Annotated in this window: 21 protein-coding genes and 2 tRNA genes; 2 read left to right on the top strand and 21 right to left on the bottom strand. The window is 59.1% G+C overall.

The annotated features are described in order from the left end of the window. The first annotated feature begins 208 nt into the window (after positions 1 to 208). A complete protein-coding gene (locus tag V2391_RS01790) occupies positions 209 to 1642 on the top strand; it encodes a radical SAM protein (protein ID WP_329738001.1) in 1434 nt (477 codons plus the stop codon). A gap of 205 nt (positions 1643 to 1847) precedes the next feature. On the opposite strand, the gene V2391_RS01785 is transcribed toward V2391_RS01790, so the two are convergent. From V2391_RS01785 to V2391_RS01740, 10 genes are all read right to left on the bottom strand, one after another. Then, positions 1848 to 2459: a TetR/AcrR family transcriptional regulator gene (locus V2391_RS01785; protein ID WP_329738000.1), complete on the bottom strand. Its 612-nt coding sequence runs from the start codon at positions 2457 to 2459 to the stop codon at positions 1848 to 1850. A 136-nt stretch (positions 2460 to 2595) separates the two neighbouring features. Continuing rightward, complete coding sequence (locus tag V2391_RS01780; protein WP_329737999.1) at positions 2596 to 3888, bottom strand: lysylphosphatidylglycerol synthase transmembrane domain-containing protein; 1293 nt, start codon at positions 3886 to 3888, stop codon at positions 2596 to 2598. Between the two features lie 151 nt (positions 3889 to 4039). After that, positions 4040 to 4116: transfer RNA gene (locus tag V2391_RS01775), tRNA-Glu, on the bottom strand. A 23-nt stretch (positions 4117 to 4139) separates the two neighbouring features. Continuing rightward, positions 4140 to 4216, bottom strand: a tRNA-Glu gene (locus tag V2391_RS01770). A gap of 153 nt (positions 4217 to 4369) precedes the next feature. Further along, positions 4370 to 5764, bottom strand: a complete 1395-nt coding sequence (locus tag V2391_RS01765; RefSeq protein ID WP_329737998.1) for a CCA tRNA nucleotidyltransferase — start codon at positions 5762 to 5764, stop codon at positions 4370 to 4372. 192 nt (positions 5765 to 5956) lie between these two features. Further along, the gene (locus V2391_RS01760) at positions 5957 to 6889 is read right to left on the bottom strand and encodes a 1-phosphofructokinase family hexose kinase (RefSeq protein WP_329737997.1); all 933 of its coding nucleotides are present in this window, start codon (positions 6887 to 6889) and stop codon (positions 5957 to 5959) included. Between the two features lie 219 nt (positions 6890 to 7108). Then, a complete protein-coding gene (locus tag V2391_RS01755; RefSeq protein WP_329737996.1) occupies positions 7109 to 8041 on the bottom strand; it encodes a 1-phosphofructokinase family hexose kinase in 933 nt (310 codons plus the stop codon). A 74-nt stretch (positions 8042 to 8115) separates the two neighbouring features. After that, positions 8116 to 9819: a phosphoenolpyruvate--protein phosphotransferase gene (ptsP, locus tag V2391_RS01750; RefSeq protein ID WP_329737995.1), complete on the bottom strand. Its 1704-nt coding sequence runs from the start codon at positions 9817 to 9819 to the stop codon at positions 8116 to 8118. Positions 9820 to 9952: 133 nt separating this feature from the next. After that, entirely contained in the window at positions 9953 to 10216 is a 264-nt protein-coding gene (locus tag V2391_RS01745; protein ID WP_022094575.1) for an HPr family phosphocarrier protein, read from the bottom strand. A gap of 524 nt (positions 10217 to 10740) precedes the next feature. Then, positions 10741 to 12741 carry a fructose-specific PTS transporter subunit EIIC gene (locus V2391_RS01740; RefSeq protein ID WP_329737994.1) on the bottom strand — a complete coding sequence of 667 codons (2001 nt, stop codon included), beginning with the start codon at positions 12739 to 12741 and terminating at the stop codon, positions 10741 to 10743. Between the two features lie 273 nt (positions 12742 to 13014). Between V2391_RS01740 and V2391_RS01735 the strand changes: the two genes are divergently transcribed. Further along, positions 13015 to 13872, top strand: coding sequence for a MurR/RpiR family transcriptional regulator (locus V2391_RS01735; protein WP_196022807.1), 858 nt, complete (start codon positions 13015 to 13017; stop codon positions 13870 to 13872). 261 nt (positions 13873 to 14133) lie between these two features. Here the strand turns inward: V2391_RS01735 and V2391_RS01730 are convergent, their stop codons facing one another. The 11 genes from V2391_RS01730 to V2391_RS01680 form a co-directional block, all read right to left on the bottom strand. Further along, a complete protein-coding gene (locus tag V2391_RS01730) occupies positions 14134 to 15762 on the bottom strand; it encodes a DNA repair protein RecN (RefSeq protein WP_329737993.1) in 1629 nt (542 codons plus the stop codon). Continuing rightward, complete coding sequence (locus V2391_RS01725) at positions 15752 to 16612, bottom strand: NAD(+)/NADH kinase (protein ID WP_329737992.1); 861 nt, start codon at positions 16610 to 16612, stop codon at positions 15752 to 15754. Before V2391_RS01725 ends, V2391_RS01730 begins: the two co-directional genes overlap by 11 nt. Then, a complete protein-coding gene (locus V2391_RS01720; protein WP_329738231.1) occupies positions 16609 to 17412 on the bottom strand; it encodes a TlyA family RNA methyltransferase in 804 nt (267 codons plus the stop codon). Before V2391_RS01720 ends, V2391_RS01725 begins: the two co-directional genes overlap by 4 nt. Positions 17413 to 17420: 8 nt before the next feature. Then, positions 17421 to 17687: an exodeoxyribonuclease VII small subunit gene (locus tag V2391_RS01715; protein ID WP_154515533.1), complete on the bottom strand. Its 267-nt coding sequence runs from the start codon at positions 17685 to 17687 to the stop codon at positions 17421 to 17423. A gap of 2 nt (positions 17688 to 17689) precedes the next feature. After that, entirely contained in the window at positions 17690 to 18274 is a 585-nt protein-coding gene (nusB, locus tag V2391_RS01710; protein WP_329737991.1) for a transcription antitermination factor NusB, read from the bottom strand. A gap of 3 nt (positions 18275 to 18277) precedes the next feature. Continuing rightward, positions 18278 to 18640, bottom strand: coding sequence for an Asp23/Gls24 family envelope stress response protein (locus tag V2391_RS01705; RefSeq protein ID WP_117583456.1), 363 nt, complete (start codon positions 18638 to 18640; stop codon positions 18278 to 18280). Positions 18641 to 18664: 24 nt separating this feature from the next. After that, on the bottom strand, positions 18665 to 19228 hold the full coding sequence (gene efp / locus V2391_RS01700; RefSeq protein WP_117583455.1) for an elongation factor P: 564 nt from the start codon (positions 19226 to 19228) through the stop codon (positions 18665 to 18667). Positions 19229 to 19412: 184 nt separating this feature from the next. Then, complete coding sequence (locus V2391_RS01695) at positions 19413 to 20543, bottom strand: M24 family metallopeptidase (protein ID WP_329737990.1); 1131 nt, start codon at positions 20541 to 20543, stop codon at positions 19413 to 19415. A gap of 131 nt (positions 20544 to 20674) precedes the next feature. After that, entirely contained in the window at positions 20675 to 21784 is a 1110-nt protein-coding gene (locus V2391_RS01690; protein WP_329737989.1) for a hypothetical protein, read from the bottom strand. After that, positions 21781 to 22314 carry a shikimate kinase gene (locus V2391_RS01685; protein WP_329737988.1) on the bottom strand — a complete coding sequence of 178 codons (534 nt, stop codon included), beginning with the start codon at positions 22312 to 22314 and terminating at the stop codon, positions 21781 to 21783. The genes V2391_RS01690 and V2391_RS01685 overlap by 4 nt, the downstream gene beginning before the upstream one ends. Before the next feature lie 8 nt (positions 22315 to 22322). Next, entirely contained in the window at positions 22323 to 22820 is a 498-nt protein-coding gene (locus V2391_RS01680; RefSeq protein ID WP_329737987.1) for a YqeG family HAD IIIA-type phosphatase, read from the bottom strand. Positions 22821 to 22822 lie beyond the last annotated feature (2 nt).

Genomic DNA, 22822 nt, shown 5'->3' with positions numbered 1-22822 from the left:
CCAGATAAGTTGCGGTGAAATAGAGATTGTTTATGCTGCCAAAAGGCCATATCTGACCCTATTTCACCGCAACTTAGATAGCGTCAGGTATAACGCTTCACCCCAAATCAAATTGGTTAGTTGAATATACACATTGCAAATCTTTATACTTCGTTTAATCCACAAGTGGGTATTATCACACACAAAGCACACGTGAAAGGATATACCCATGTCGCTTACACAGTCAGCAGAGCGTGCAGCGCTCAACAAGCTCATCGATTATCTCGATGACAACCCGCAAGAAAACATCGACAAAATCATGGACCTCGTGAACAAACTGGTCCCCAATCGCGTATTTCCCGTACAGCGCGAGGCGTTTACCAACGTCATCAAGAGTCGCGGCAATTGGTATGACCTGATCATGCGCATCTTCGACCTCAATCCCAAAATGCGCACCAAGTTGCTCAAGGCGCTTATAATCGACGGCAACCTGCTGGCTTGGCCCCAACAGGAAAAGAACCGCGAGAAATACCAGTGCAATATTCCGTGGGCCATCCTGCTCGATCCCACAAGTGCTTGCAACCTGCATTGCACGGGCTGCTGGGCCGCCGAGTATGGCTATAAGCAGAATCTGTCCTTCGATGACATCGACTCCATCGTCACGCAGGGCAAAGAGCTCGGCACGCATATCTACATCTATACGGGCGGCGAGCCGCTCGTCCGCAAGCACGACCTAATCAGAATTTGCGAAAAACATCAGGACTGCGTGTTTCTCTGCTTCACCAATTCCACGCTCATCGACGAGGCGTTCTGTGACGACATGATCCGCGTTGCAAACTTTGTCCCTGCCATCAGCGCCGAGGGCAACGAGCACACCACCAACGCGCGCCGTGGCGAGGGTACGTACGAAAAGATCGAACACGCCATGAAACTTTTGCGTGAGCGAAAACTGCCGTTTGGAATCTCGACGTGCTGGACCAGCGCCAACGCCGATACCGTCGCCACCGAGGAAAACATGGACTGGATGATTCGCGAGGGCGCGCTCTTCTGCTGGTATTTCTACTTTATGCCGGTCGGCCGCAATGCCACCAACGAGCTTATGCCCACGCCTGAGCAGCGCGAACACATGTATCATTTTATTCGCGAGATGCGAGAGAAAAAGCCTCTCTTTACCCTCGATTTCCAAAATGACGGTGAGTTCGTGGGCGGCTGTATCGCCGGCGGGCGACGCTACCTACATATCAACGCGGCGGGAGACGTGGAGCCGTGCGTATTCATTCACTACTCCAATGCCAATATCCACGACGTAAGCCTGCTCGACGCACTTCGCTCTCCCCTCTTTATGAAGTATTACGAAGGCCAGCCTTTTAACGACAACTACCTCAAGCCTTGCCCCATGCTCGAGAACCCCGATGTACTGCCCAAAATGGTCGCCGAGGCAGGCGCCATGAGCACCGACCTGGTAGAGAAGGAGTCTCCCGAACAACTGCGCGAGAAGACCCGTGCCGCCGCCAAAGCTTGGTCATCCGTGGCAGAGCGCATTTGGAACGACCCCAAAGATCCGCTCTACACCAAGCGCCATGACGATATGACACAGGGCATGGCCGATAGCGATATGCACAAGTTTGAAAAGCAGGGCCGCAAGCTTAAATCAAACTGCTAGTACCCCATCATCGATAGAATACAAACGCGCGGGCGCCCCAAGGCATTTTGGGGCGCCCGCGCCATATATGACATATATCCCCTAAGTTACGGTGAAATAGTGTCCTTATGCCTTCTACCAGCAAAAACAGACACTATTTCACCGCAACTCATTAAGGAGCAGATGGAAGCAGTTGCCAACAGAAGGTCAGTTGTCACCAGAAGGTCTATTCCAAGCGAGACTCCAGGCTGGATAGGCCGTTAAGAGTCAGGTCGTTGGCGACAGCCGAGACACGCTCGATGGGAACCGAGCCGTCCGACAACGCCCACGTGCGATAGATGCCGATAATGCCGGACAGCAAAAACGCCAGGTAGTAATCGAACATTTCGTCCTTTAGGCCCTCGGGCAGCAGGTCACGCTCGGCAATCTCGTGCTCGAGCGGCACGCGCAGGCGAGCCATAAAGTCGTCGAGCGGAATATTTTCAATCAACTGGCGATTAAGCACCAGGTTGTTGCACAGCGCCTCGTTAACGGTCTTGAAAAAGGACGCCGCAGCGCCGAGTGCACGCTCGTTGGTGTCGCCACCCATGGAGGAAAGCGTCTTCTCGACCGAATCGACGATCATCTGGACCACATCGAAGGCAATGGCATCGAGCAAGCCATCGACCGTACCAAAGTGCACGTAGAAGGTCTTGCGGTCCACATTTGCCTCGCGCGCGATGGCGCTCACCGTAATATCGGCCAGAGGCTTTTCCATGAGCAGTCGCTCAAACGCCGAAAGAATCGCATTGCGGCTGCGGACGATACGACGGTCAAGGCGCGGTTTGGTGGTAGCCATAGACGTGTCCCCTTCATGTCAACTGCCCACCCATAGCTCATGTACAAGTGGGAGATAATCAACGTAAGAGGATTATCTTACATCTCCAATCGCGATGACGAGCATCATCAAGAACGCACGACTCGCACGCTGAATCCTAGGGCCGCTTCTTTTTATTGAGCGCCGCAGGGGAAACGCGGATGCCGTCGCCAGTCTGGCGAACGTAGGTCTTGCGAGCCGGCTTAGAGGCCACAGCAGCCTTTTGAGCACGCTGATTGGGGTCCACGGTAACCTGGCACGCAGGATGCGCCTTAACGGGCGTAGAGGACGTCTGAGGCGTGCGTCCAAGCTTTCGCATCACACGGTCCCAGCGCGCATGGATACTCTCGTTATGAGCGCTCTTAAGGCCCAGCAGCGGGGCGGCCAAAATGGTCGGCGCGATAAAGGTGATCAGACGCCACAGCAGATAGCCGGCAGTCGATGCCGTGCCAAAAAAGTGACCCAAAAACAGTGCGAAGCCGCCCTCGGCGCCACCGGTGCCGCCGGGCAGCGGAACGGCGGAGCTCAGCAGCTGGACAAAGGCACTCGCGGCCATGACCGAGAAAAAGTCGACTTCGTGGTGGCCAAAGGAGAGCATCAAAAAGTACGGAACCAGGTAGAAAAACGCCAGCTGCAGCATAGTGATGACGACCGTGAGCAGCATGGACGAAAAATGACCGGCGGAGAGTTTGAATTTCTCGGAGAACGAATAGATCTCGCCATCGACAAAGGTGCGCCAGCCCTCGATCTTTGTGGCCGAGACGCCCACGCGCTCGAGCCAATTGATGATGCAATGAGCGACGCGCGTTACGGTCTTGGGCATCAACGCCACGGCAAAGATGCCGAGCAGGATGCAGCAGTGGCCGCCAAAGCTAAAGACGCACAGCAACGTCATGTCGCCATAACGCTCGGCGAAAAACGGCATGCGGGCGAGCAGCAGAATGGCACCCCATGCCACCAGGCCAAATTGGTACACAATAAAGCGCGTGAACTGCGTGGCACCCGCCTCGCCCACGTTTTGGCCGGCTTTGGTCAGGCGGTAAATCTGGGCAGGCGTAGAGCCCATCATCATGGGCGTCAGGTTGCCAAAGAAGATGCCGCTCGCCTCGACCGAAATGAGGTCGCGGATGCCGACGGGCGAATCGGGGTCGAGCCAAACGGCGATCGCGTACGCTACGATGCCAAAAACGAGATACAAAAACATGCAAAAGCATGCAGCGAAGAGCCAGGGCATCTGAACGCTGGACATAGCGGCCCAAAACTGTCCCATCTGCCCGGTCACGACCAGATAGACGATGTAGCCGATCAGCACAACGCCGATGAAGATAGCGCCGCGACGCGCGCTCTTGTTGTCATCGCCGCCAGAAACCTCGACCTGGGGCTTTGGGCTATGCTGAGAGGACTCCGTCATGAGGCTCCTTCTGACCGTCAAAGTATCTGGCCTATTGTACCCGTATGAGAGATGAGCAAAACGTAAAGCTATGGGGCAAATGGGATTAACAGACCAGCCCGTATGCAATAAAAAACCCGACCTTCTCGCGAAAGGCCGGGTATCTAAAACATGGTAGCCCGTACCAGATTCGAACTGGTGATCTCCGCCTTGAGAGGGCGGCGTCCTAAACCGCTAGACGAACGGGCCATAAGACTCAGCAGAAAAAGAAGTGGTAGCCCGTACCAGATTCGAACTGGTGATCTCCGCCTTGAGAGGGCGGCGTCCTAAACCGCTAGACGAACGGGCCACATGACATCTGCACTGCCGTGCTGCGAGGAAATATATTACGGGACAAAAAACGCGAGCGCAAGAAGAAATTCCAAATTGCCCAAATTTTGTCGGGAGGTTATGGAACACGCAGGTGAACTAAGTAGATCATTTGGGACGAACCGAAGGATGTTTATCCCAGGTGCAGATGGGCCAAAAGGGCTTCGCGCTCGTTGGGGACGTTATCCTCGATCACAGCGTCGAGGGCGGCATTGAGAAGCTGCCCCAACTCCGGCCCCGGTTTGACGCCGGCGCGAATCAAATCGCCGCCGTTGATGGCAAGCATCTTGAGCGTATAGGGCTCCCCTGCCTCAAGAAGTCCGTGGGCGAGTGAGCGCATTTCCTCGATCGTCTCGACGTAATAGAAGCACGACGGCGCCTTACCCAGCGTATCGGCACGCTTAAGGTCCATAAGCTCGTCAATCAGACGCGGCGTGTCGACGCCCTCGCCCGAAAGCAAGCGCATCATATTGAGCAAACAGGAACGCTCGGGACGCAACGGCTTATCGTGATACTTGATAAGCAGACACACATCGCGAACCAAATCGTGCGAAAGCGCCAGACGATCCATAATGGCGCGCGCCTTCTTGGCGCCAAGCTCGGGATGACCGTAAAAGTGACCGCTGCCCGCATGGTCGACCGTAAAGCAATCGGGCTTGGAGACGTCATGCAAAAACGCTGCCCACATTAAACTCGACGAAGGCGCGACGCCGTCACACAGTGCCAGCTCCCCCGCCACCGTCAACACGCGAGCGATATGCTCGTAGACATTAAAGGCATGGTAGACGCTGCGCTGGTCAAACCCACGAGCCGGCGAAAGCTCGGGCACGGCGGCACAAATAAGCTCGGGGTAGCGCAGCATCGCGTCTCCCCCATGACCGGTCGAAAGAATGCCTTCGAGCTCAATGCCCACGCGCTCGCGTGCCACGGCATCGAGCAGCGGCGAGCACTCGGCAAGCGCCAGTTTAGTCTTAGGCTCGATCATAAAATCCAAACGACAGGCAAAACGTACCGCGCGTAGCATGCGAAGCGCATCCTCGTTAAAGCGACGCTTAGGATCTCCAACGGCACGGATCAGCTTGCGTTCAAGGTCGCCCTGGCCATCGTAGCGGTCGACAAGACCGCGCTGGGGGTGCCAAGCCATGGCGTTAACGGTAAAGTCACGACGCGCCAGATCGTCTTCAAGCGACGCCGCACGCTCCACACTCTGGGGATGGCGACCATCGGTATAAAAACCATCCAGGCGATACGACGTGACCTCAATGCGCTCATCGTCACAAATAGCAGTAATGCCGCCAAATTTAATCCCCGACTCAACCACCGCAATGCCGGCGACCTCGAGCGCCGCCTTGGACTCCTGCCACAGACCACTGCAGCACATGTCGACATCGTGGCTGGGGCGTCCCATCAGGGCGTCACGTACCCAACCGCCCACGAACCAGGCCTCAAGACCGGCTGCCTCAAGCGCACGTAGCACACGCAGGGAGGCGTCTGAGGGCTGCGTACCGTTGAGCGAAACATTGCACATACCTATGGCCTCCTACGCATGTAAGCGTTAATCGATGGTTCTCAAGAAGTCTAACAAGAAACGAGCATGTGCGCACATGCAATCACGCGGTCAATTCGAACGAACGGGACAGTAAGCGCCACATACGACCAGAACGCAAAAACCCGCCTTGGGAATCCAAAGCGGGTGTTCGGCAACGATGTATCGATGCGGCTAGCAGACCTGGCGAACCTCGATGTGCTTCTTATATTCGTCCACCTTGGCAAAATCGCCCAGACCGGGGCACTCCACCACGTTGGCGCCGGTAGCCATCGAGAGGCGCAGTGCGTCCTCGACGCGCTCGGGAGCGTCGTGCCACACAGACAGGAAGGCGGCAAGCGAGGAATCGCCGGCGCAGACCGTCGACAGCAGCTTGACCTCAAAGGTGCGGTTGGCAAACCAGATATGCTCGCCGTTGGAGAAGTACGCGCCGTCGCCACCAAGGGTCAGCAGAACGTTCTTGGCGCCCTTGGCGTGCAGCTCGGCCATCGCGCCCTTAACGGACTCGTCGTCGCCACCACTCACCTTAATGCCAAAGATGTCGAGCAGCTCGTCGTCGTTGGGCTTAATGAGCAACGGCTCCATGGCAATGAGGTCGGCCAGCTGATGGCTCGAGATATCGAGCACGAACTCGGCACCCTTTGCCTTAACACGGCGCAGGACCTCGGCCAGGAAACCCTCAGAGGTGTTGGGGGGCAGCGAGCCGCTAATGACCAGGCAGGTCATATCGTCGAGCGAATCGATGAGCTCAAACATCTCCTGCTCGTTGGCCGCATTGATGGCGGCACCCGCGTTGACCATGTTGTACTCGGTGTCGGGACCGGCGTTGAGGAAAACGTTGACGCGCGTGATGCCGTCGGTCCACACGGGCTTGACGGGCACGCCCAGGGCCTCGGCGCCCTTGACGATAAACTCGCCCGAGAAGCCGGCAAAAAAGCCCAGGATCGTGGTGTCGACGCCATAGTGATTGAGGGTGAACGAGACATTGAGACCCTTGCCGTTGGGCGTATAGACCGCGTTACGAGTGCGGTTGACGGTGTTGGCGGAAAGACCGTCGCAGGCAATGTTGTAGTCAATGGCCGGATTTGCAGTGAGCGTGTAAATCATGAATGTTCCTTTCACAAGGCAACGTGTTGATGAAAGTATATTCCACGCTTCAGGAAAAGACCATAGCAACCCGGCAAACGGTGTAGAACGCGTGCAGGGCGGCAGGATGACGAGCAAATAGCTCAGATGCGTTTGTACTGTTGCTCGCCCACAATATACAAAAATGGCGCCCCGGCCAAAACCGGGGCGCCATAGAACCACGAATATGTCGTGTTTCGCTTACTTGCGATCGAGCTTGCGGACAGCAACGCGCTTGCTGTACTCATCGACGTGACCGAAGTCGCCGATGCCGACGGACTCGGCAACGTTGGCGCCGGTGGCCATAGCGAGCTTCATGGCCTCCTCGACGTTGTCGCGATCCCTGTACCACTTGTGCAGGAACGCGGCGAGGGTGCAGTCGCCGGCGCAGACGGAAGAGACCAGCTTGATGTTGAACTCACGCTTGGCGTACCAGATGTCCTCGCCATTGGAGAAGTAAGCGTCGCCGCGGCTACCGCGGGTGAGCAGCACGTTCTGAACGCCAGCATCGTGAGCCAACTTCATGGCAACGCGGACCTCGTCGTCGGTGTCAACCGGCACGCCGAAGATGGCCTTCATCTCGTGATGGTTCGGCTTGATGAGCAGCGGCTTCTTGTGAGCGAGCTCCTTGAGCTTGTCAGAGGACAGGTCCAGGACGACGTCGGCGCCACGAGCCTGAGCGTGCTCCATGACCTTAGCCAGGAAGTCGGGCGTAGCTTTGGGAGGCACGGAGCCAGAGACGATCAGGCACTCAAGATCGCCCGCGGTGTCCAGGATGTCGTAGAGCTCCTCCTGATGCTGCGGCGTGATCGGGGCGCCGGGGTTGAGGATGCCGTACTCGTGCTGGCCATCGTTGACGTAGGTGTTGATACGCGTGATGCCGTCGGTCCAGACCGGGCGGCACAGGCAGCCAAGGTTCATGACCTCCTCGACGATGAACTTGCCCGTGAAGCCGGCGAAGAAGCCGAGAGCGACGGTGTCGACACCCATCTTCTTAAAGGCGAAGGACACGTCGAGGCCCTTGCCGTTAGCCGTGTAGCTGGCCGAGCCGGTGCGGACGTTCTCGTCGGGCTCGAGCGGAGAGCTCGAAACCGTCATGTCGACAGCCGGGTTAGCGGTTAGCGTGTAGAACATTTACAGTACCCCCTGTATATGTGAGGGCCGCGTGGCCGGCCCATTCCAACCACGCGGTTACCTCTGATACCAAATTAGCGAGCTGCGGACTCGAGCAGTGCCTTGACCTCAGCGGCGGTGTTGCAGGCGAGCGCCTTCTCGGCAAGCTCGTCGCACTCGGCCTTGGTCCACTGGCTGATGGTCTTGCGGGCGCGCAGGATAGACGGAGCGCTCATCGAGAACTCCTCCAGGCCCCAGCTGATCAGCAGCGGCTCGAGCAGCGGATCGGCAGCGGCCTCGCCGCACATACCGACCATGATGCCGGCCTTCACGCCGCTCTCGATGATGTTCTTGAGCGAGCGGAGCACGGCGGGATAGTACACCTGGTACAGGTTGGAGATGGTGTCGTTGCCACGGTCGGCGCACATGGTGTAGCCGATCAGGTCGTTGGTGCCGATGGAGAAGAAGTCGGCAACCTCGGCCAGGCGGTCAGCGAGCAGCGAAGCGGCGGGCGTCTCGACCATGATGCCGACCTCGATGTTCTCGTTGAACTTGCGGCCCTCTTCGGTCAGCTCGGCCTTGCACTGCTCGACGAGCTCCTTGACAGCCACGACCTCCTCGACGCAGGTGACGAGCGGGATCATGATCTTGACATCGCCGAAGGCGCTGGCGCGCAGCAGGGCGCGGAGTTGGACCTTGTACTGATCGGGATTGGCCAGGCAGTAACGCACGGCGCGGAAGCCCATGAAGGGGTTATCTTCCTTGACCATGTGCAGGTACGGAATCTCCTTGTCGCCACCCACATCGAGCGTGCGGATGATGACCGGAGCGCCCTTGAGCGCGCTGGCGACCTTGCGGTAGGCGTTGAACTGCTCCTCCTCGGAAGGAAGCTCGGCAGAGTCCATGAACAGGAACTCGGAGCGGAACAGACCGATAGCCTCGGCATCGTGATCGAGCGCGTTGGGCACGTCATCGGGGTTACCGATGTTGCAGGCGATGATCTTCTTGATGCCATCGGCAGTCACGGACGGCTTACCACGGAAGGCCTCGAGGGCCGCCTTCTCGGCAGCGAAGGCCTCGGCCTTGGCAGTGTAGGCGGCGAGCGTCTCCTCGTTGGGATCGGCCTCGACGATGCCCTTGCCACCGTCGACGACAACGGTCATGCCGTTGCGCAGCGCGGTGCAGCTGTTGGAAACCGAAAGGACAGCCGGGATTTCGAGGGCGCGCGCGATGATTGCGGAGTGCGACGTGCGGCCACCGGTCTCGGTGACGATACCGGCAACGTGGGCCTTATCGATCGTGGCGGTCATAGACGGCGTAAGGTCGTGCACGACAACAACGGTGTTCTCGGGCAGGACGGAGAGGTCGACGACCTCCTTGCCCAGCAGCTCGGCCAGAATACCGGTGCGGATGTCGGCGATGTCGGCCGCGCGCAGACGGAACATCTCGTCGTCCATGGACAGGAACATGTTCTCGAACATGGTCGAAGTGTCCATGAGCGCCTGCTCGGCACAGGTGCCACCGTCAATGGCGGCGTTGATGGCGTCGGTCATGCCCGGGTCCTGAGCCAGGACAATGTGTCCGCTCATGATCTCGGCCTCGGCCTCGCCCACCGTCTCCTTCATGTGGTCGGCCTGAGCCTGGGTCTTCTCGCAGAAGACCGAAAGAGCGGACTGATAGCGCTCCTTCTCTGCTGCCGAATCAGCAACCTCGTGCGGCTCAAACGTCAAGTCGGGATCGACGGCAACCATGACGGTGCCGATACCGATGCCCTCGGAAGCGTTGACTCCCTGATACATTCCCATTCCTCTCTCCGTGTCATGTGATAAAGCGTTTTGCCATATCCATGACAAAAGAGCGCAGCTACCTTATAACAGGTCACTGCGCCCCCAAATATGAACTTAGTTGTTCAACATGCGACCCGTTTGAGTTCTACTCGCCAAGACCGCTCTTGATGAGCTCGATGGCAGCAGCCAGAGCCTCGGCCTCGTCAGCGCCGTCGCACTTGACCTCGACCTCGGTACCACAGGGGATACCAGCAGCCATGAGGGCCATCGGGGACTTGCCGTTGACCTCCTTCTCGGGGGTGACGACCGTAACGTCGCAGGCGTACTTGCCCATGGTGGAGGCGAAGAGACCAGCCGGACGCATGTGAAGACCCTGAGGATTAACGAGGGTAGCCTTCTCAGAAACCATAATTGACTCCTTTTTTGTGTTTAACCCCTGTCGACCATGCGACAGGAGCCATATTCACGACGTTGTTTATATTAACTCACATCAAACTGTTTTTCATTGTGTTTCGCACGAATTATTGGACGGATGTCGTTGCAGCACGCTCGCCTGCCGGGCGGGGCGGTTAAGTTTGCTGCTCTACAGTCCTGCGCAAGACGGAAAGCACATTAAGTGCTTTCCTTTGCGTGCGGAACTCGCGACAAACTTAACCGCCCCGCCCGACAGGCGAGCTGCGGAAACTTGGTCGGTCCAGAGCAATATCGTGCGAACGGAATTCTGGCTGATGACCTGTTCGTGACAAAGACTCGATAGACAGCCCCCTCTATGCCCTTTTGTAAGTTGCGGTGAAATAGGGGCTGAATTGGGGGTGAATCGTTTAAGCAGTCCCTATTTCACCGCAACTTATGAGAGGGATAGAAAAAGGCGGGGACTCCTGGTGGAGTCTCCGCCTTATATACAAGGGGCGATGTTATTCGCGAACTGCGGGATTAGACCAGGCGAGCGTTGATCGTCTTGGCGATCTCGGCGGCGTCGGTGGAACCCTTGACGGTGGCACGGAAGCCCTCGTCCATGAGCGCCTCGGCGACCTTGGACAGGATCTTGAGGTGCGTGGTGCCAGCCTGGGCACCGGGGATGAGCAGGGCGATAGCCACGTTGACGGGAGCGCCGTCCATGGTGTCCCAACCGGTCACGCCAGAGTCGTCCTTGACGACAATGACGGCGGCCTCGGTAATGGCATCGGACTTGGCATGCGGAATGGCGAAGCCCTCCATCATGCCCGTGGTGCCCTCGGCCTCGCGGGCCAGGAAGGCGTTCATCACGGCGTCGGCGTCGTCAGCGAGACCGGCCTTGACGGCCTGGTTGGAGACAAAGCTCAGGGCCTCGTCACGAGAAGCGAAGTTCTCGGCGACAAAAACGTTCTCGACCTTCACGAAGTCGGCAGCCTCAGCCTTGGGGGCCTCGACGGCAGCGGCCTTGGGAGCCTCGACAGGCTTAGCGGGAGCGGCCTTCTGGTTCTTCTCGAAGTCATACTTTTTGAAAGCGACGAACAGGATGCCACCGACCACGGCGCCGATGAGGATCGCGAGGACCCACTGCGGGCCGTTCTCGACAACGGGCAGGACCAGGAAGCCGCCGTGAGGCGCCGGATCGTGAACGTTGAAGAAAATGGTCAAGATGGAAGCGATGGAAGAGCCGAGCATCATGATGGGCATGACGGGCCAGATGTTCTTGGTCATGAACGGAATGGCGCCCTCGGTGATGTGGGTGCAACCAAGGATGAGGTTGACGATACCGGCGTCATGATCCTCCTGGCTGAAGTACTTCTTGCCGACGATGACGGCGAAGGTGGTGATCAGCGGCGGAACGATGCAAGCGGCGGAGACGGCAGCCATGAAGTTGGTGCCGAAGTTGTAGGTCTCGGTGCCGACGCCAGCTTCGAGAGCGGTACCGAGCAGGAAGGTGCCAGTAGCGTAAGCAGCCTTGTTGACCGGGCCGCCCATATCAAAGGCGCACATGCAGCCGATGGCCAGGCCAAGGATCACCGGACCGGAGTTACCGAGGCTCTGCAGGAAATCCATCATGCCCTGGTTAATGGCAGCCATGGGGCCGGAAATACCGAGCATGACCAGGCCGACGATGGCGGTAGAGCACAGCGGATACAGGAAGATTGCCTTCAGGCCATTAAGGCTCGCGGGAATTTTAGAGAAAACCTTCTCGAGCAGCAGGATGACATAGCCAGCGAGGAAGCCGCCGACGATGCCGCCCAGGAAGCCAAAGCCCACACCTGCGCCACCGGCGTCGATCATGCCGGTATCGGCGTTAACAGGCAAGCCCTGGATGGCAATCATACCGGCGACGAAACCGGGGACGAGCGCCGGGCGCTTGCCGATGGACTCGGCGATGTAGGCGGAAAGCACGGGAACCATGAGGTTCATGGCAATGCCGCCGATGATCTTGAGCATAGCGGCGAAGCTGTTGTAGTCGGCAGCCGTCGAATCAAAGGACGTGATGCCCCACAGGAACGAAATGGCGGTCAGAACACCACCGGCAACGACGAAGACCAGCATGTGGCTGACGCCGTTCATGAGGTGCTTGTAGATGACGTGACCGATGGACTCCTTCTCCTCGACCTCGTCCTCGACATCGGCGGCAGCGGCAACCGTGTCGTCGCCCTTGGCGGCGAGCGCGCGGTCGATCAGCTTACCGGCAGCCTCGACAGACAGGGCCTTGGAAACACCAACGGAAACCATGGGCTTACCGGCGAAACGCTCAGCCTGGACATCCTTGTCGGCTGCGACGACGACGGCCTTGGCACCAGCGATCTCGCTCTTGGTGAGCTCGTTCTCGACACCGACCTGGCCATGGGTCTCGACCTTAATGGTCAGCCCGCGCTCGGCAGCAGCCTTCTCCAGCGCCTCCTTCGCCATGAAGGTGTGCGCGATGCCGGTCGGGCAACCGGTGGCGGCGATGATGTCAAACTTAGCCATGTGTCCCTCCTTCTTGAGTACTGCGCCCGCGGGCGCTCCCCTACACGCGCTTCGATGCGCGTTTTTCCACACTTGAAAGATACCAACCCACCGCTTATATGAGAAGTAATACAGCTCATTTCTCCGGTGAAAGGTTCTTTCATAACCGTAAACGGTCAATGAAAGTTTACCATCAACCATTGAAACGGCAAGGTGTATCTTGTAGTTGAAAATGCCCCTATACTACGACATTACAAAACAAGTCCGATTTTTATGCCAGCCAGGAGCCATCCCATGTCCGATAGCAGCAAGAGCGCACTCTCCCTTATTAGCACACACAGGGGGTACAGCGAGTCCGAGCAGCGCATTGTCGACTATATCCTAGAGCACCAGTCCGAGGCACCGCGTCTGACAGCCGCCCAGCTCTCGCGCGCCGCCGCAACCTCCGAGGCAACCGTCTCGCGCTTCTGCCGCAAACTGGGTTTTGGCAGTTTTCGCAGTTTCCAGTTTTCACTAGCGCGCGATCTGGAGAGCCAGCGCAACGAAGGCCTCACCGACGAGGTCTCGCTCGACAATATGGAGCAGAGCCTCAAGAATATTCTCGCTGCCAAGGTAAGCGAACTCAATGCGACTATCGATGGTATTGACCACGACACACTGGCAGCCGTCGTGCACGCGTTTAAGAACGCAGGGGCTATCGAGTTTGCTGCCGTAGGCAACACCAACGCCGTCGCGCTCGACGCGACGTTTAAGTTTTCGCAGCTGGGCCTTCGCTGCATGGCAAGCACCATCAGCGAGACTTCGATTGGGTTTGCGCTTACGCTGCGCCCCGGCGACGTCATCGTTCTGATCTCGAACTCCGGCAAGTCGCGCCGACTGAATCGCATGGCAAAAGCAGCTCGCGACTGCGGTGCCACCGTAGTCGTCATCAGCAGCGACAGCAAGTCTCCGCTTGCTCGCTTGGCCGATTACACCTTTAATACCGTGAATCACGAGGCGCTGCTCACCACGGGCGACTTTGCGTTCTCCAAGATGAGCGCCACGATGATCATCGAGGTTATCTACAACTTCCTGCTGCCCGAGATTGAAGACGCCCGAGAGCACATCAGCTACTACGAGGAGCTCATCCAGCCGGATAAGGTCGTGGAGTAGGTTTTATCAGGGGTCGTTATGTATCATTCCCACAAAACTATGCCGGTTTACTACGATGAAATCGGAATATGAGACCACATCGCGTTTTAAAAGAAAACCGTAGGCGTTCTACCTGCGGTTTTCTTTTTACAATTTTAGCCGTGCTCGAGCTACGCCGACTCATCGTAGTAAACCGGCATAGTTTTTGACGGTCGGGCCAGACAAGCAAGTGGAGTGGCAACAATTACTGATATTTTGTCCCCCCAGCACCGCCGGCTCGTTCTAGCCTCGAGCTTCTTCCAGCATCTGCCTGGCGTGCGCTAGGCTTGCCTCCGAATGATCGCCGCTCAGCATACGGGCGATCTCTACAGTACGGGCGTCCCCTGCCACCTCATCCAGATGCGTTTGGGGAACATCGCCGGGCTCTTTGCTCACCACGTAGTGCTTATTGGCCATGACGGCAACTTGCGCCAGGTGGGTTACGACAATCACCTGATGCGTAGCGGCAAGATCTGCCAGCACGCTCGCAAGGGCACGTGCGGTAGAGCCGCCGACACCGGCATCGACCTCGTCGAACACCAGCGTATCCACGCCATCCGCGTTGCCGAGGACAACCTTGCTCGCCAGCATGACGCGGCTCAGCTCGCCGCCCGACGCAATGCGGCGAAGGGGACGCGGTGTCAATCCGGCACCGCTGCGATACAAAAGCTCGTAGCTCGAAGGGCCCGCCGGCGTCCATTCGGCACGCGGAAGATCGCGCGACTCCCAAACGAGCTCGGCGCCGCCCATCTCCAAGCGCGCCATTTGGCGGCCAACCTCGTGACAAAAACGAGGGGCTGCCATATTGCGCGCACGCTTAAGCGCCTTGGCGGCGGCGAACAATTCGCGTTCCGCCGCGCCAAGCGCTTCACGCGCCTTCTTGATCTGCGCATCGCCATCGTCTACCAGCGACAACAGCTCTTGTGAGCGGTCGCGCATGGCAAAGACATCGTCCATGGTGGGCCCCCACTGACGCAGCAGGCCTTTAAGATCGGAATAGCGCTCGCGCATACGAGACAGCTCGCGCGGATCGAAGGCGACTCCATCGCGATAGGCGCGCAGTTCGTTGGCACAATCCTCAAGCGAGATGCAGGCATCCGAAAGGGCATCAGCGATGTCGCCCAGCTTGCGGTCGACGGACGCCATACGGGAAAGCTCCGCCACGGCACTGTTCAAGGCATCGAGCGCTCCCCCTTCGGCAGCAAGCGACGCATGAGCATCGTTGGCCGTGGCCACCAACACCTCGGCATGCTCGGAGCGCGGCAGCAGCTCCTCGAGCTCCTCGTACTCGCCCGGTTTGGGGTCGACCTCGGCGATGCGCTCCAGGGCGAAGCGCGCCTCCTCGACGCGACTCCCCTGCGCACGCGAGGCCTCCTCGACGCGACGGACCTCCTTGGCAGCCGCGCGCGAGGCTTTAAAGCACGCACGGTAGTGCTCAAGCGCCTCGAGCGCCGGGCGCCCTGCCCATGCATCGACCATGGCAACATGATGCGCCGGGTCGAGCAGGCGCTGGTGCTCGTGCTGGCCACAAAGATCCATCATCACGCCGACGCGCTCCGAAAGTTCGCGCACGCTGGCGATGCGGCCGTCAATTTTTACGCGACTGCGGCCCTCGGTAGAAAGGCTGCGCTGTACGGTGAAGCCCTCCGTGTCGTGCGGACCGTCAAACAGACGCGCCTCGACGCTGGCAAGCGTCTCGCCTTCGCGCACCGTCGACGAATCTGCGCGCTCGCCCAAAATGAGCTTGAGCGCCGAGAGCAGCGCGGTCTTACCGGCGCCGGTTTCTCCAGTCAGAACTGTTAGGCCCGCGCTCGGAACCAACGTCGCCTCGCGAATGAGTGCAATGTTGGAAACCCGCAGCTCATCGATCATGACGCACTCCGTAGAACACGCGGCTCACCGAATTATAGAAGCTCTCGGGGCCGTAATCCAGCAGCAGCACATCACCGGGACCGCGACGCACAGCCACGCTCTGAACCGTACCATCGCAGGTAATAAACTGTCCGTCGATGGCGATCGCCGGCACGCTCGGGCGATCATCGGACATAAAGATCTCGACGACATCGCTCGGCGAAGTCAAAAAGGCGCGAGCCTGAATGGTATGCGGAGCGATGGGCACGCAGACCATGCCCGTGTAATCGGGGCTGACGATGGGGCCGCCGGCAGATAGCGCGTAGCCGGTGGAGCCAGTCGCAGTCGATACAACCACGCCGTCACCGCGCAGGCGATCGATATGATGGCCGGACACCGTGATGTCAAACTCGACCATATCGGACAGGGGCCCGCGCGTAAGGGCCATATCATTGAGGGCAAACGTGCGCACGACATCCTTCGTGCCGTCTTCGCGCACCGAAACGATATCAGCGGCGATGGTGGCGCGGCGGCTCACATGGAGCTCGCCGGACAGGGCATCGCTCACGACCTGCAAAATGTCGCGCTCCTCGGGGCTCGCGGCCGTCAAAAAACCCAAATGACCATAGGAAAGACCCAAAATGGGAATCTCACGGTAGTTGAGAATGCGGGCGGCACGCAGCAGCGTACCGTCGCCGCCGAGCGTAATGACCAGGTCGGCATCGTCAACATCGGGCGCGCTCTGGATCCTAGAGCGCTGGTCGGCAGCCCATGCGACCTCGTAGCCCTGGCGCGAAAGCCAAAGCTCGAGCATCAGGCCACTCTCGACCGCCTCTTGCTTGTAGTAATTGGGAACCAGAAAGACCTTCATAGCGTTGCAGCTTTCTCGCTCAAAACCGATACCTGGGATTGCAGCTCATCGTCGGCGCGCTCGCCAGGGGCAAACCTCGTGCCATACAGGAAAAACTCAACGTTGCCCTTGGCACCATGGATAGGCGACACGCACACGTCGACCGGGAACAGGCCCTTAGCGGCAAAGAGCTCAATCGCCGCCACGAGCGTATCACGGCGGACGGCGGGGTCGGTCACGATGCCGCCCTCGCCCACCAGCGCAGCCGGCGCCTCAAACTGGGGCTTTACGAGCGTGCAAAACGAACCGGAAGGTTTCAGGCACGCCAGCACGGCGTCGATGATATTCGCGATACTCGTAAACGACACATCGCACACGGCCAAGTCGATAGCGCCGCCGTAGCCAAGCTCGGGCAGCTGTGTCACGTTGGTGCGCTCATGGAGCGTCACGCGCTCGTCTTGGCGCAGCGACCAATCAAACTGAGCGCGACCCACATCGACCGAAACGACTGTGGCGGCACCGCGCTTGAGCAGGCAATCGGTAAAGCCGCCCGTAGAGCAGCCCACATCGAGGCAAGCAAGGTCCGTCGGATCAATCACAAACGTATCGAGCGCGCCCTCGAGCTTGAGCCCGCCGCGCCCCACGTAGGGAATACGACCCTTAACATGCAACGGCAAGCCGGGCGTCACCTTAAGGCCCGGCGAGGTCAAACGCTCGCCGCCACTCGAGACCAAGCCGGCCATAAGAGTGCGAAGGGCATCCGCGCGATCGGCGCAGATGCCCTGTGAAATCAGTTCGTCATCAAGACGCACACGTTTCATGAATGCCATCAACCATTCGTATCCGGAGACGCGGCCTGGCTATCCTGGGATTCGTTTGCCGCATCCTCATCGTATTCCTGCTCGAGCTTATCGGCCTCGCGAGGCGTCAGCTCAAACTTATCGACCATGTCGACCGCACGGGAGCCCAGCTCAATCGCCTCGTCAAACAGATCGAGCGAACGCTCCAGGGACGTATCCTTGGAGCGAACTGTCGCGATGATCTGATCCAAGCGGTCCGAGATCTCGTCGAAGTTGCGGACGGAACCCTCTGGCATGGCTACTCCTCGACGGTACCGGTCTCGGCCTCGGCGACCTCAGCGTCCTCGTCGAGAACGCCGGCCGCCGCCTGAGCGGCGGCAACCTTGGCGGCAGCCTCGGCGGCCTGGGCCTCCTCGCGGGCACGATCCTCGGCCAGTAGCTCCTGATACAGGTCCTCGCCCGGCAGCTCCTCGCTACGAGCAATCTTGCCCAGCACGCCGTTGACAAACGACGCAGACTGGTCGGTGCCATAGGCCTTGGCAAGCTCGACGGCCTCGTTGATCACGATGGCGTCCGAGACCTCCTCGTCGGTGAGGAAGCGCATCTCATAGACGGCGATACGCAGCAGATTGCGGTCGGCGCCGGGCATGCGCATAAGATCCCAGTTCTTGGCGATGGAGCGCAGGGCACAGTCGATGCGGTCGATGTGCTCGTAGGCACCGCGACACAGCTCCAGCGCGTAGGGGTCGAGGGGACCCTTCGAGATCAGGAAATCGCCCTCGAGGACGCGCTCGAGCGGGCTGTCCGTGGCCTCGGCCTGGAACAGCAGCTGCAGCGCCTGACTGCGGGCAAGCGTGCGCCCGCGATAAACCTTAAGGCTCAAAGGTTACTCCTTGGGGAAAACGAGGCCATCGATGCAAACGTCAACGCGCTCGACCTCGACGCCCACCTGGGCGTCGATGGCGGCAACCACGGCGGCGCGAACGGCCTCGGCGAGTTTCTTGAACGGATAGCCAAAGAACACCACGACGCGCACGGTAAGTGCGAGCTTGTCGCCGATGACCTCGGCCTCGACCGCCGGCTCGGAAGCCGGGGCCTTGGACGAAAGCATCATGGAGACAAGGTTGGTGGCAAGGTCCTTGACGCCCACGGAGGCGATGCCCTCGACATCCGTGACGGCGCGCGAGACGATGGCGGTCAGAACATCGGGCGAAATACCGATGCCGTCAATCTTGATTTCCTGGGGCATGAGTCCTCCTAGAAAAGTTGGTTGCTAGACGCGGGAGACGAACTTACCGTCGCGGGTGTCAACCTTGATAACCTCGCCCTCGTTGAGGTACATGGGGACCTGGATGACAGCACCGGTGTCGATGGTGGCCGGCTTGGTGGAACCCTGAACGGTGTCGCCCTTAAAGCCCGGGTCGGTCTGGACGATAGTGGTCTCGATGAACATCGGCGGGGTCACGCCCATGAGCTCGTCATCGGCGAAGAGCAGCTGGCAGGTGTCGTTCTCGCGCAGCCACTTGGCGTTCTCGCCCACCATGTCCTCGGGAACGGGAACCTGCTCGTAAGACTCGTTGTCCATGAAGATGTAGTCGGCGCCGTCGTTGTAGAGGTACTGGAACTCACGAGTGGTGAGCATGACGCTCTCGAACTTGGTACCGGCGTTGCAGGTGTTCTCGACGACGCGGCCGCTCTTGATGTCGCGGGTCTTGTAGCGCACGAAAGCGCCGCCCTTGCCAGGCTTGACGTGCTGGAACTCGACGATGGTGTAAACCTTGTCCTTAATGCGGAGACCGAGGCCGTTCTTGAAGTCGGCGGTAGAGATAGTAGGCATAGCGACCTTTCTTGTTATTGGCGAGACGCACAAGCGTCCAAATTACATACGACCGAAATTATACACTTGCAGACGACGGCTGCAGCGAGCGCATAAAAAGAGAACGCGGGGCACCCGAATCATTTCGGACGCCCCGCCTCCAAAGTGGACTTTTGGGACATGCCCCAAAATCTACCGGAGTGGATTAGCAATCGATAATGTGCAGGTCGTGCGGGGTCTTGGTGAAGGGCTCATAGCCGTTCTCGGTGACGACGCCGTAGTCCTCCAGGCGTACGCCGCCCACGCCGGGCAGGTAAACGCCGGGCTCCATGGTGATAACCGAGCCGACCTCGATGATATTCTTGCTGCGGTTGAAGTTGGGCAGCTCGTGGATGTCGATGCCCACGCCGTGGCCCAGACCATGGTTGTAGTAATCGCCATAGCCGGCATCGCCGATGATCTTCTTGGAAAGCTTGAAAATGTCGTTGCCCTCGACGCCAGGATGGATGGCAGCGACGCACTCCTCGTGCGTACGGCGCACGAGCGCGTACAGGTCGAGCTGCTCCTGGGTTGGCTCGCCCATCACGACAGTACGAGTCATGTCGGAACGGTAGTCACAGTAGCCCGCGCCGTAGTCCATCAGGACAAAGTCTCCCTTCTCGATCACGCGGTCGCTCGGGACGGCATGCGGGTTGGCGGTATTGGGGCCACTCGCCACGATGGAGCCGAAGGCCAGGCTGTCGGCACCGTTGGCAAACATAAAGTTCTCGAGCTCGTTGCGAACCTGCTTCTCGGTCATACCGGGCTTAATAAAGCCGAGCATATGCTGGAAGGCGGCATCGGTAATCGACTGCGCGTGGCGCATGAGCTCGATCTCCTCGGCATCCTTGATGGCGCGCATCTTGCGGATATCGTCGTGCATCAGCGGCAGCATGCAGGCGACGGAGCGGTCCTCCAGACCACGCTGGATACCCTGGTAGAAGTTAATCTGCATGTCATCCTCGACGGCGCAGACGCGGCACTTGTTGACCGCGATCTTGCCGGCGACCCAGTCGGGGATGGTGCCCTCGTCCATGTCGTAGACCCAAGGGCTGCCGGCGGGCGTGTTCTCCTCAAAGCTGTTGAGATAGCGCGAGTCGGTGTGGAACAGGCACTGGTCAGCCGTAATGAACGCGGCGTGCGGAAACTCGAAGGTATAGTCAAAGACGCCCTTCACGCCCGTGAGCCAACGGAGGTTGGCCTCATCGCGCACGACGATGGCGTCGTAGCCGCGCTCGGCCATCAGAGCACGGACACGCTCGATACGACCGGCAGGACCGGCAGCAAACTCAGACATGCAGATTCCTTTCTTGATGTCCTCAATAAAAGCGGGACGGGCTTCAAACGAATAGCGGAATCACAAGCGATTCGCAGCCGATTGAAACCCGTCCCTCAAAATGATACGAAAGACGATGGATGTCAATAAAGTTAGAGAAGTTCCTTGCGAGAAGCCAAATACGCCTGCGCATGGCGCTCGAGAATCTCGTCCTCGACATTTGTCAGGCGGATAGCGCCGAGCGCGGCAGGAAGCGGCAGCATGCTGCGATTCGAGCGAGCAAACTGCTGCTTGCGGAACTCCCCAATAAACGCGGTGGACTCCAGGTCGAAGCCAAGCTCCTCGATGCCAAAGTCCTCCAGGCAGTCATCGACCTCAAACACGTAGTCGATATCGAAGTCGCAGGCATCATGTGCTAGGCGCGCTTCAAAGCGCATGCCCTCGGAAAGGAGCTGGTATGCGGGGACGTGTGCCGCGGCATCGCCCAGGCAGGCGCGAAGGGTACGCTCCCCCGTCTTGCCAAAATCGAGCGCATGGCGAGCACTGGGGTTCGTGGCCATGAGCACGTCTTTGCGCGCGGTCTGGGACCACTGCACAGCATTGACGAGCGCGACTTCCTCGCCGGAAAGAATCTCGGGGACTGTCTCAGTAAACTGATTCCAGCGCGATTTGCTGCTGGAAAGCATGGTACCCACGAGCACCGCATAGCCAAGCTTAAGGTCCTCGGAGCTGGCCTCACGGACAAGGTCCAAATTGCACACGACCAGACCGGGCTCGGGGCGCACCGCGATGGCGGGCAGCGCGTGGTCGCCCGAAGCGACGAGGGGCTCCATCGTCGTAGCGACCGTGAGCATGGCGTCGAAGGTCGTCGGCAGCAGTGCGCACTCGGTACGACCGCACCACTGGTCGGCACACCAGCAAACAACCGAGCAGGTTGCGGCATCGCCAACGGCAACAACCAGGTCATCGCAGGTAATACCGTTAGCCGACAGCGCACCAAAGACGGCATCGGCGTCAGCCAAGCTCGCGCCGGCGGGCGAAACCTCGAGCGAAAGCTCCGACACAGCAAAGCCGGCATCGACCAGAGCGTGCTCAACGATCTCGCCAAAGCGGTCGGACACAGCACTGTTCCAGACAACCATCGCGCGCTTGGGCTTGCCCACGGCCGAGACAAACATGCGCGACAGCTCGCTAAACGCGTCAAAGCCGACGCGAACATCTACGCTGCGGTTTTGGAAATTGATGAGTTGACGGCGAATCATAGCAGTCCACGCTCCAAAAGCATCTCGGCACAAACATAGGAAACATCCTCAAAGGACTTATTGCGAATATCGAGGGTGATATCGGCCGCCTGGCGATACAGCGGACGTCGATGCTCGAACAGGAGCGCCGCATGCTCAGGCGAGCGGAAATCGGGACGCGTGTCGGAGCGGCGGATCTGGCGCATCGAATCCTCAAAGTCACCCTCGAGGTACACACAGGTACCCATCTGGTGCATGAGCTCGATATTGACCGGTGTCTCGACTATGCCACCACCGCACGAAACCAGCAGGCTGCGCTCGCTTTGGAGCGAACGGAGCGCCGAGGTTTCGAGCTCGCGAAAACGCTCCTCGCCCTCGGTCTCAAAAATCTCGGTAACCGATTTGCCGCAACGACGCACGACCAGGCGGTCGGTATCGATAAACCGACGTTTGAACATGGTGCCCACGTTGCGCGCGAGCGTCGATTTACCCGCACCCAAAAACCCGATAAAGAAGATATGGTCGCAGCCGTGCTTGGTGTGCTGGGACATGACGAAACCTATTCCTCGCAGGGAAGGTCGCGCAGGGCCCGGCGCTCAAAAATACGGAAGATCTGCGTATACCACAGGTCCTGCGTGGCCTGCGGCTTTACCAGGATCGTATCGACGCCGGCAAAGTTACCGCTCCACACGTCCGTGTACAGCTGGTCACCGATCAGCACGGCCTCATCGGCCGTGGCGCTCAGGCGCTTAAGTCCGGCCTTGAGAGCAAACGGCGCGGGCTTCATGGCATGGCTGATGGCCTCGAGACCCAGCTCGCGTGCGGAGCTCATGACCTGGTCGCGATGCCAGTTGTTCGACACCATGCACAGCTTAAAGCCCTTGGCATGGGCGGCCTCGAGCCAAGCGGAGACCGCAGCAGGAACCTGCTCGGTATCACGCGGCACCAAGGTGTTATCGCGGTCGAGCAAAATAGCGCGCTTGCCGTCGGCCCAAAGGGCATCGAGGTCGATGCGGTCGACCGAGGCAACGTATCGTTTGGGGCTGAAAATCCTCATGT

The sequence above is a fragment of the Collinsella sp. CM84Y_54 genome (genome assembly GCF_036317945.1).
Classification (GTDB): Bacteria; Actinomycetota; Coriobacteriia; order Coriobacteriales; family Coriobacteriaceae; genus Collinsella.
This window is presented reverse-complemented; position numbering and strand designations above follow the sequence as displayed.

Coding starts and splice junctions, on each gene's coding strand:
- V2391_RS01790 (WP_329738001.1), top strand. CDS start 209: ATGTCGCTTACACAGTCAGCAGAGCGTGCAGCGCTCAACAAGCTCATC.
- V2391_RS01785 (WP_329738000.1), bottom strand. CDS start 2,459: ATGGCTACCACCAAACCGCGCCTTGACCGTCGTATCGTCCGCAGCCGC.
- V2391_RS01780 (WP_329737999.1), bottom strand. CDS start 3,888: ATGACGGAGTCCTCTCAGCATAGCCCAAAGCCCCAGGTCGAGGTTTCT.
- V2391_RS01765 (WP_329737998.1), bottom strand. CDS start 5,764: ATGTGCAATGTTTCGCTCAACGGTACGCAGCCCTCAGACGCCTCCCTG.
- V2391_RS01760 (WP_329737997.1), bottom strand. CDS start 6,889: ATGATTTACACGCTCACTGCAAATCCGGCCATTGACTACAACATTGCC.
- V2391_RS01755 (WP_329737996.1), bottom strand. CDS start 8,041: ATGTTCTACACGCTAACCGCTAACCCGGCTGTCGACATGACGGTTTCG.
- ptsP (WP_329737995.1), bottom strand. CDS start 9,819: ATGTATCAGGGAGTCAACGCTTCCGAGGGCATCGGTATCGGCACCGTC.
- V2391_RS01745 (WP_022094575.1), bottom strand. CDS start 10,216: ATGGTTTCTGAGAAGGCTACCCTCGTTAATCCTCAGGGTCTTCACATG.
- V2391_RS01740 (WP_329737994.1), bottom strand. CDS start 12,741: ATGGCTAAGTTTGACATCATCGCCGCCACCGGTTGCCCGACCGGCATC.
- V2391_RS01735 (WP_196022807.1), top strand. CDS start 13,015: ATGTCCGATAGCAGCAAGAGCGCACTCTCCCTTATTAGCACACACAGG.
- V2391_RS01730 (WP_329737993.1), bottom strand. CDS start 15,762: ATGATCGATGAGCTGCGGGTTTCCAACATTGCACTCATTCGCGAGGCG.
- V2391_RS01725 (WP_329737992.1), bottom strand. CDS start 16,612: ATGAAGGTCTTTCTGGTTCCCAATTACTACAAGCAAGAGGCGGTCGAG.
- V2391_RS01720 (WP_329738231.1), bottom strand. CDS start 17,412: ATGAAACGTGTGCGTCTTGATGACGAACTGATTTCACAGGGCATCTGC.
- V2391_RS01715 (WP_154515533.1), bottom strand. CDS start 17,687: ATGCCAGAGGGTTCCGTCCGCAACTTCGACGAGATCTCGGACCGCTTG.
- V2391_RS01705 (WP_117583456.1), bottom strand. CDS start 18,640: ATGCCCCAGGAAATCAAGATTGACGGCATCGGTATTTCGCCCGATGTT.
- efp (WP_117583455.1), bottom strand. CDS start 19,228: ATGCCTACTATCTCTACCGCCGACTTCAAGAACGGCCTCGGTCTCCGC.
- V2391_RS01695 (WP_329737990.1), bottom strand. CDS start 20,543: ATGTCTGAGTTTGCTGCCGGTCCTGCCGGTCGTATCGAGCGTGTCCGT.
- V2391_RS01690 (WP_329737989.1), bottom strand. CDS start 21,784: ATGATTCGCCGTCAACTCATCAATTTCCAAAACCGCAGCGTAGATGTT.
- V2391_RS01685 (WP_329737988.1), bottom strand. CDS start 22,314: ATGTCCCAGCACACCAAGCACGGCTGCGACCATATCTTCTTTATCGGG.
- V2391_RS01680 (WP_329737987.1), bottom strand. CDS start 22,820: ATGAGGATTTTCAGCCCCAAACGATACGTTGCCTCGGTCGACCGCATC.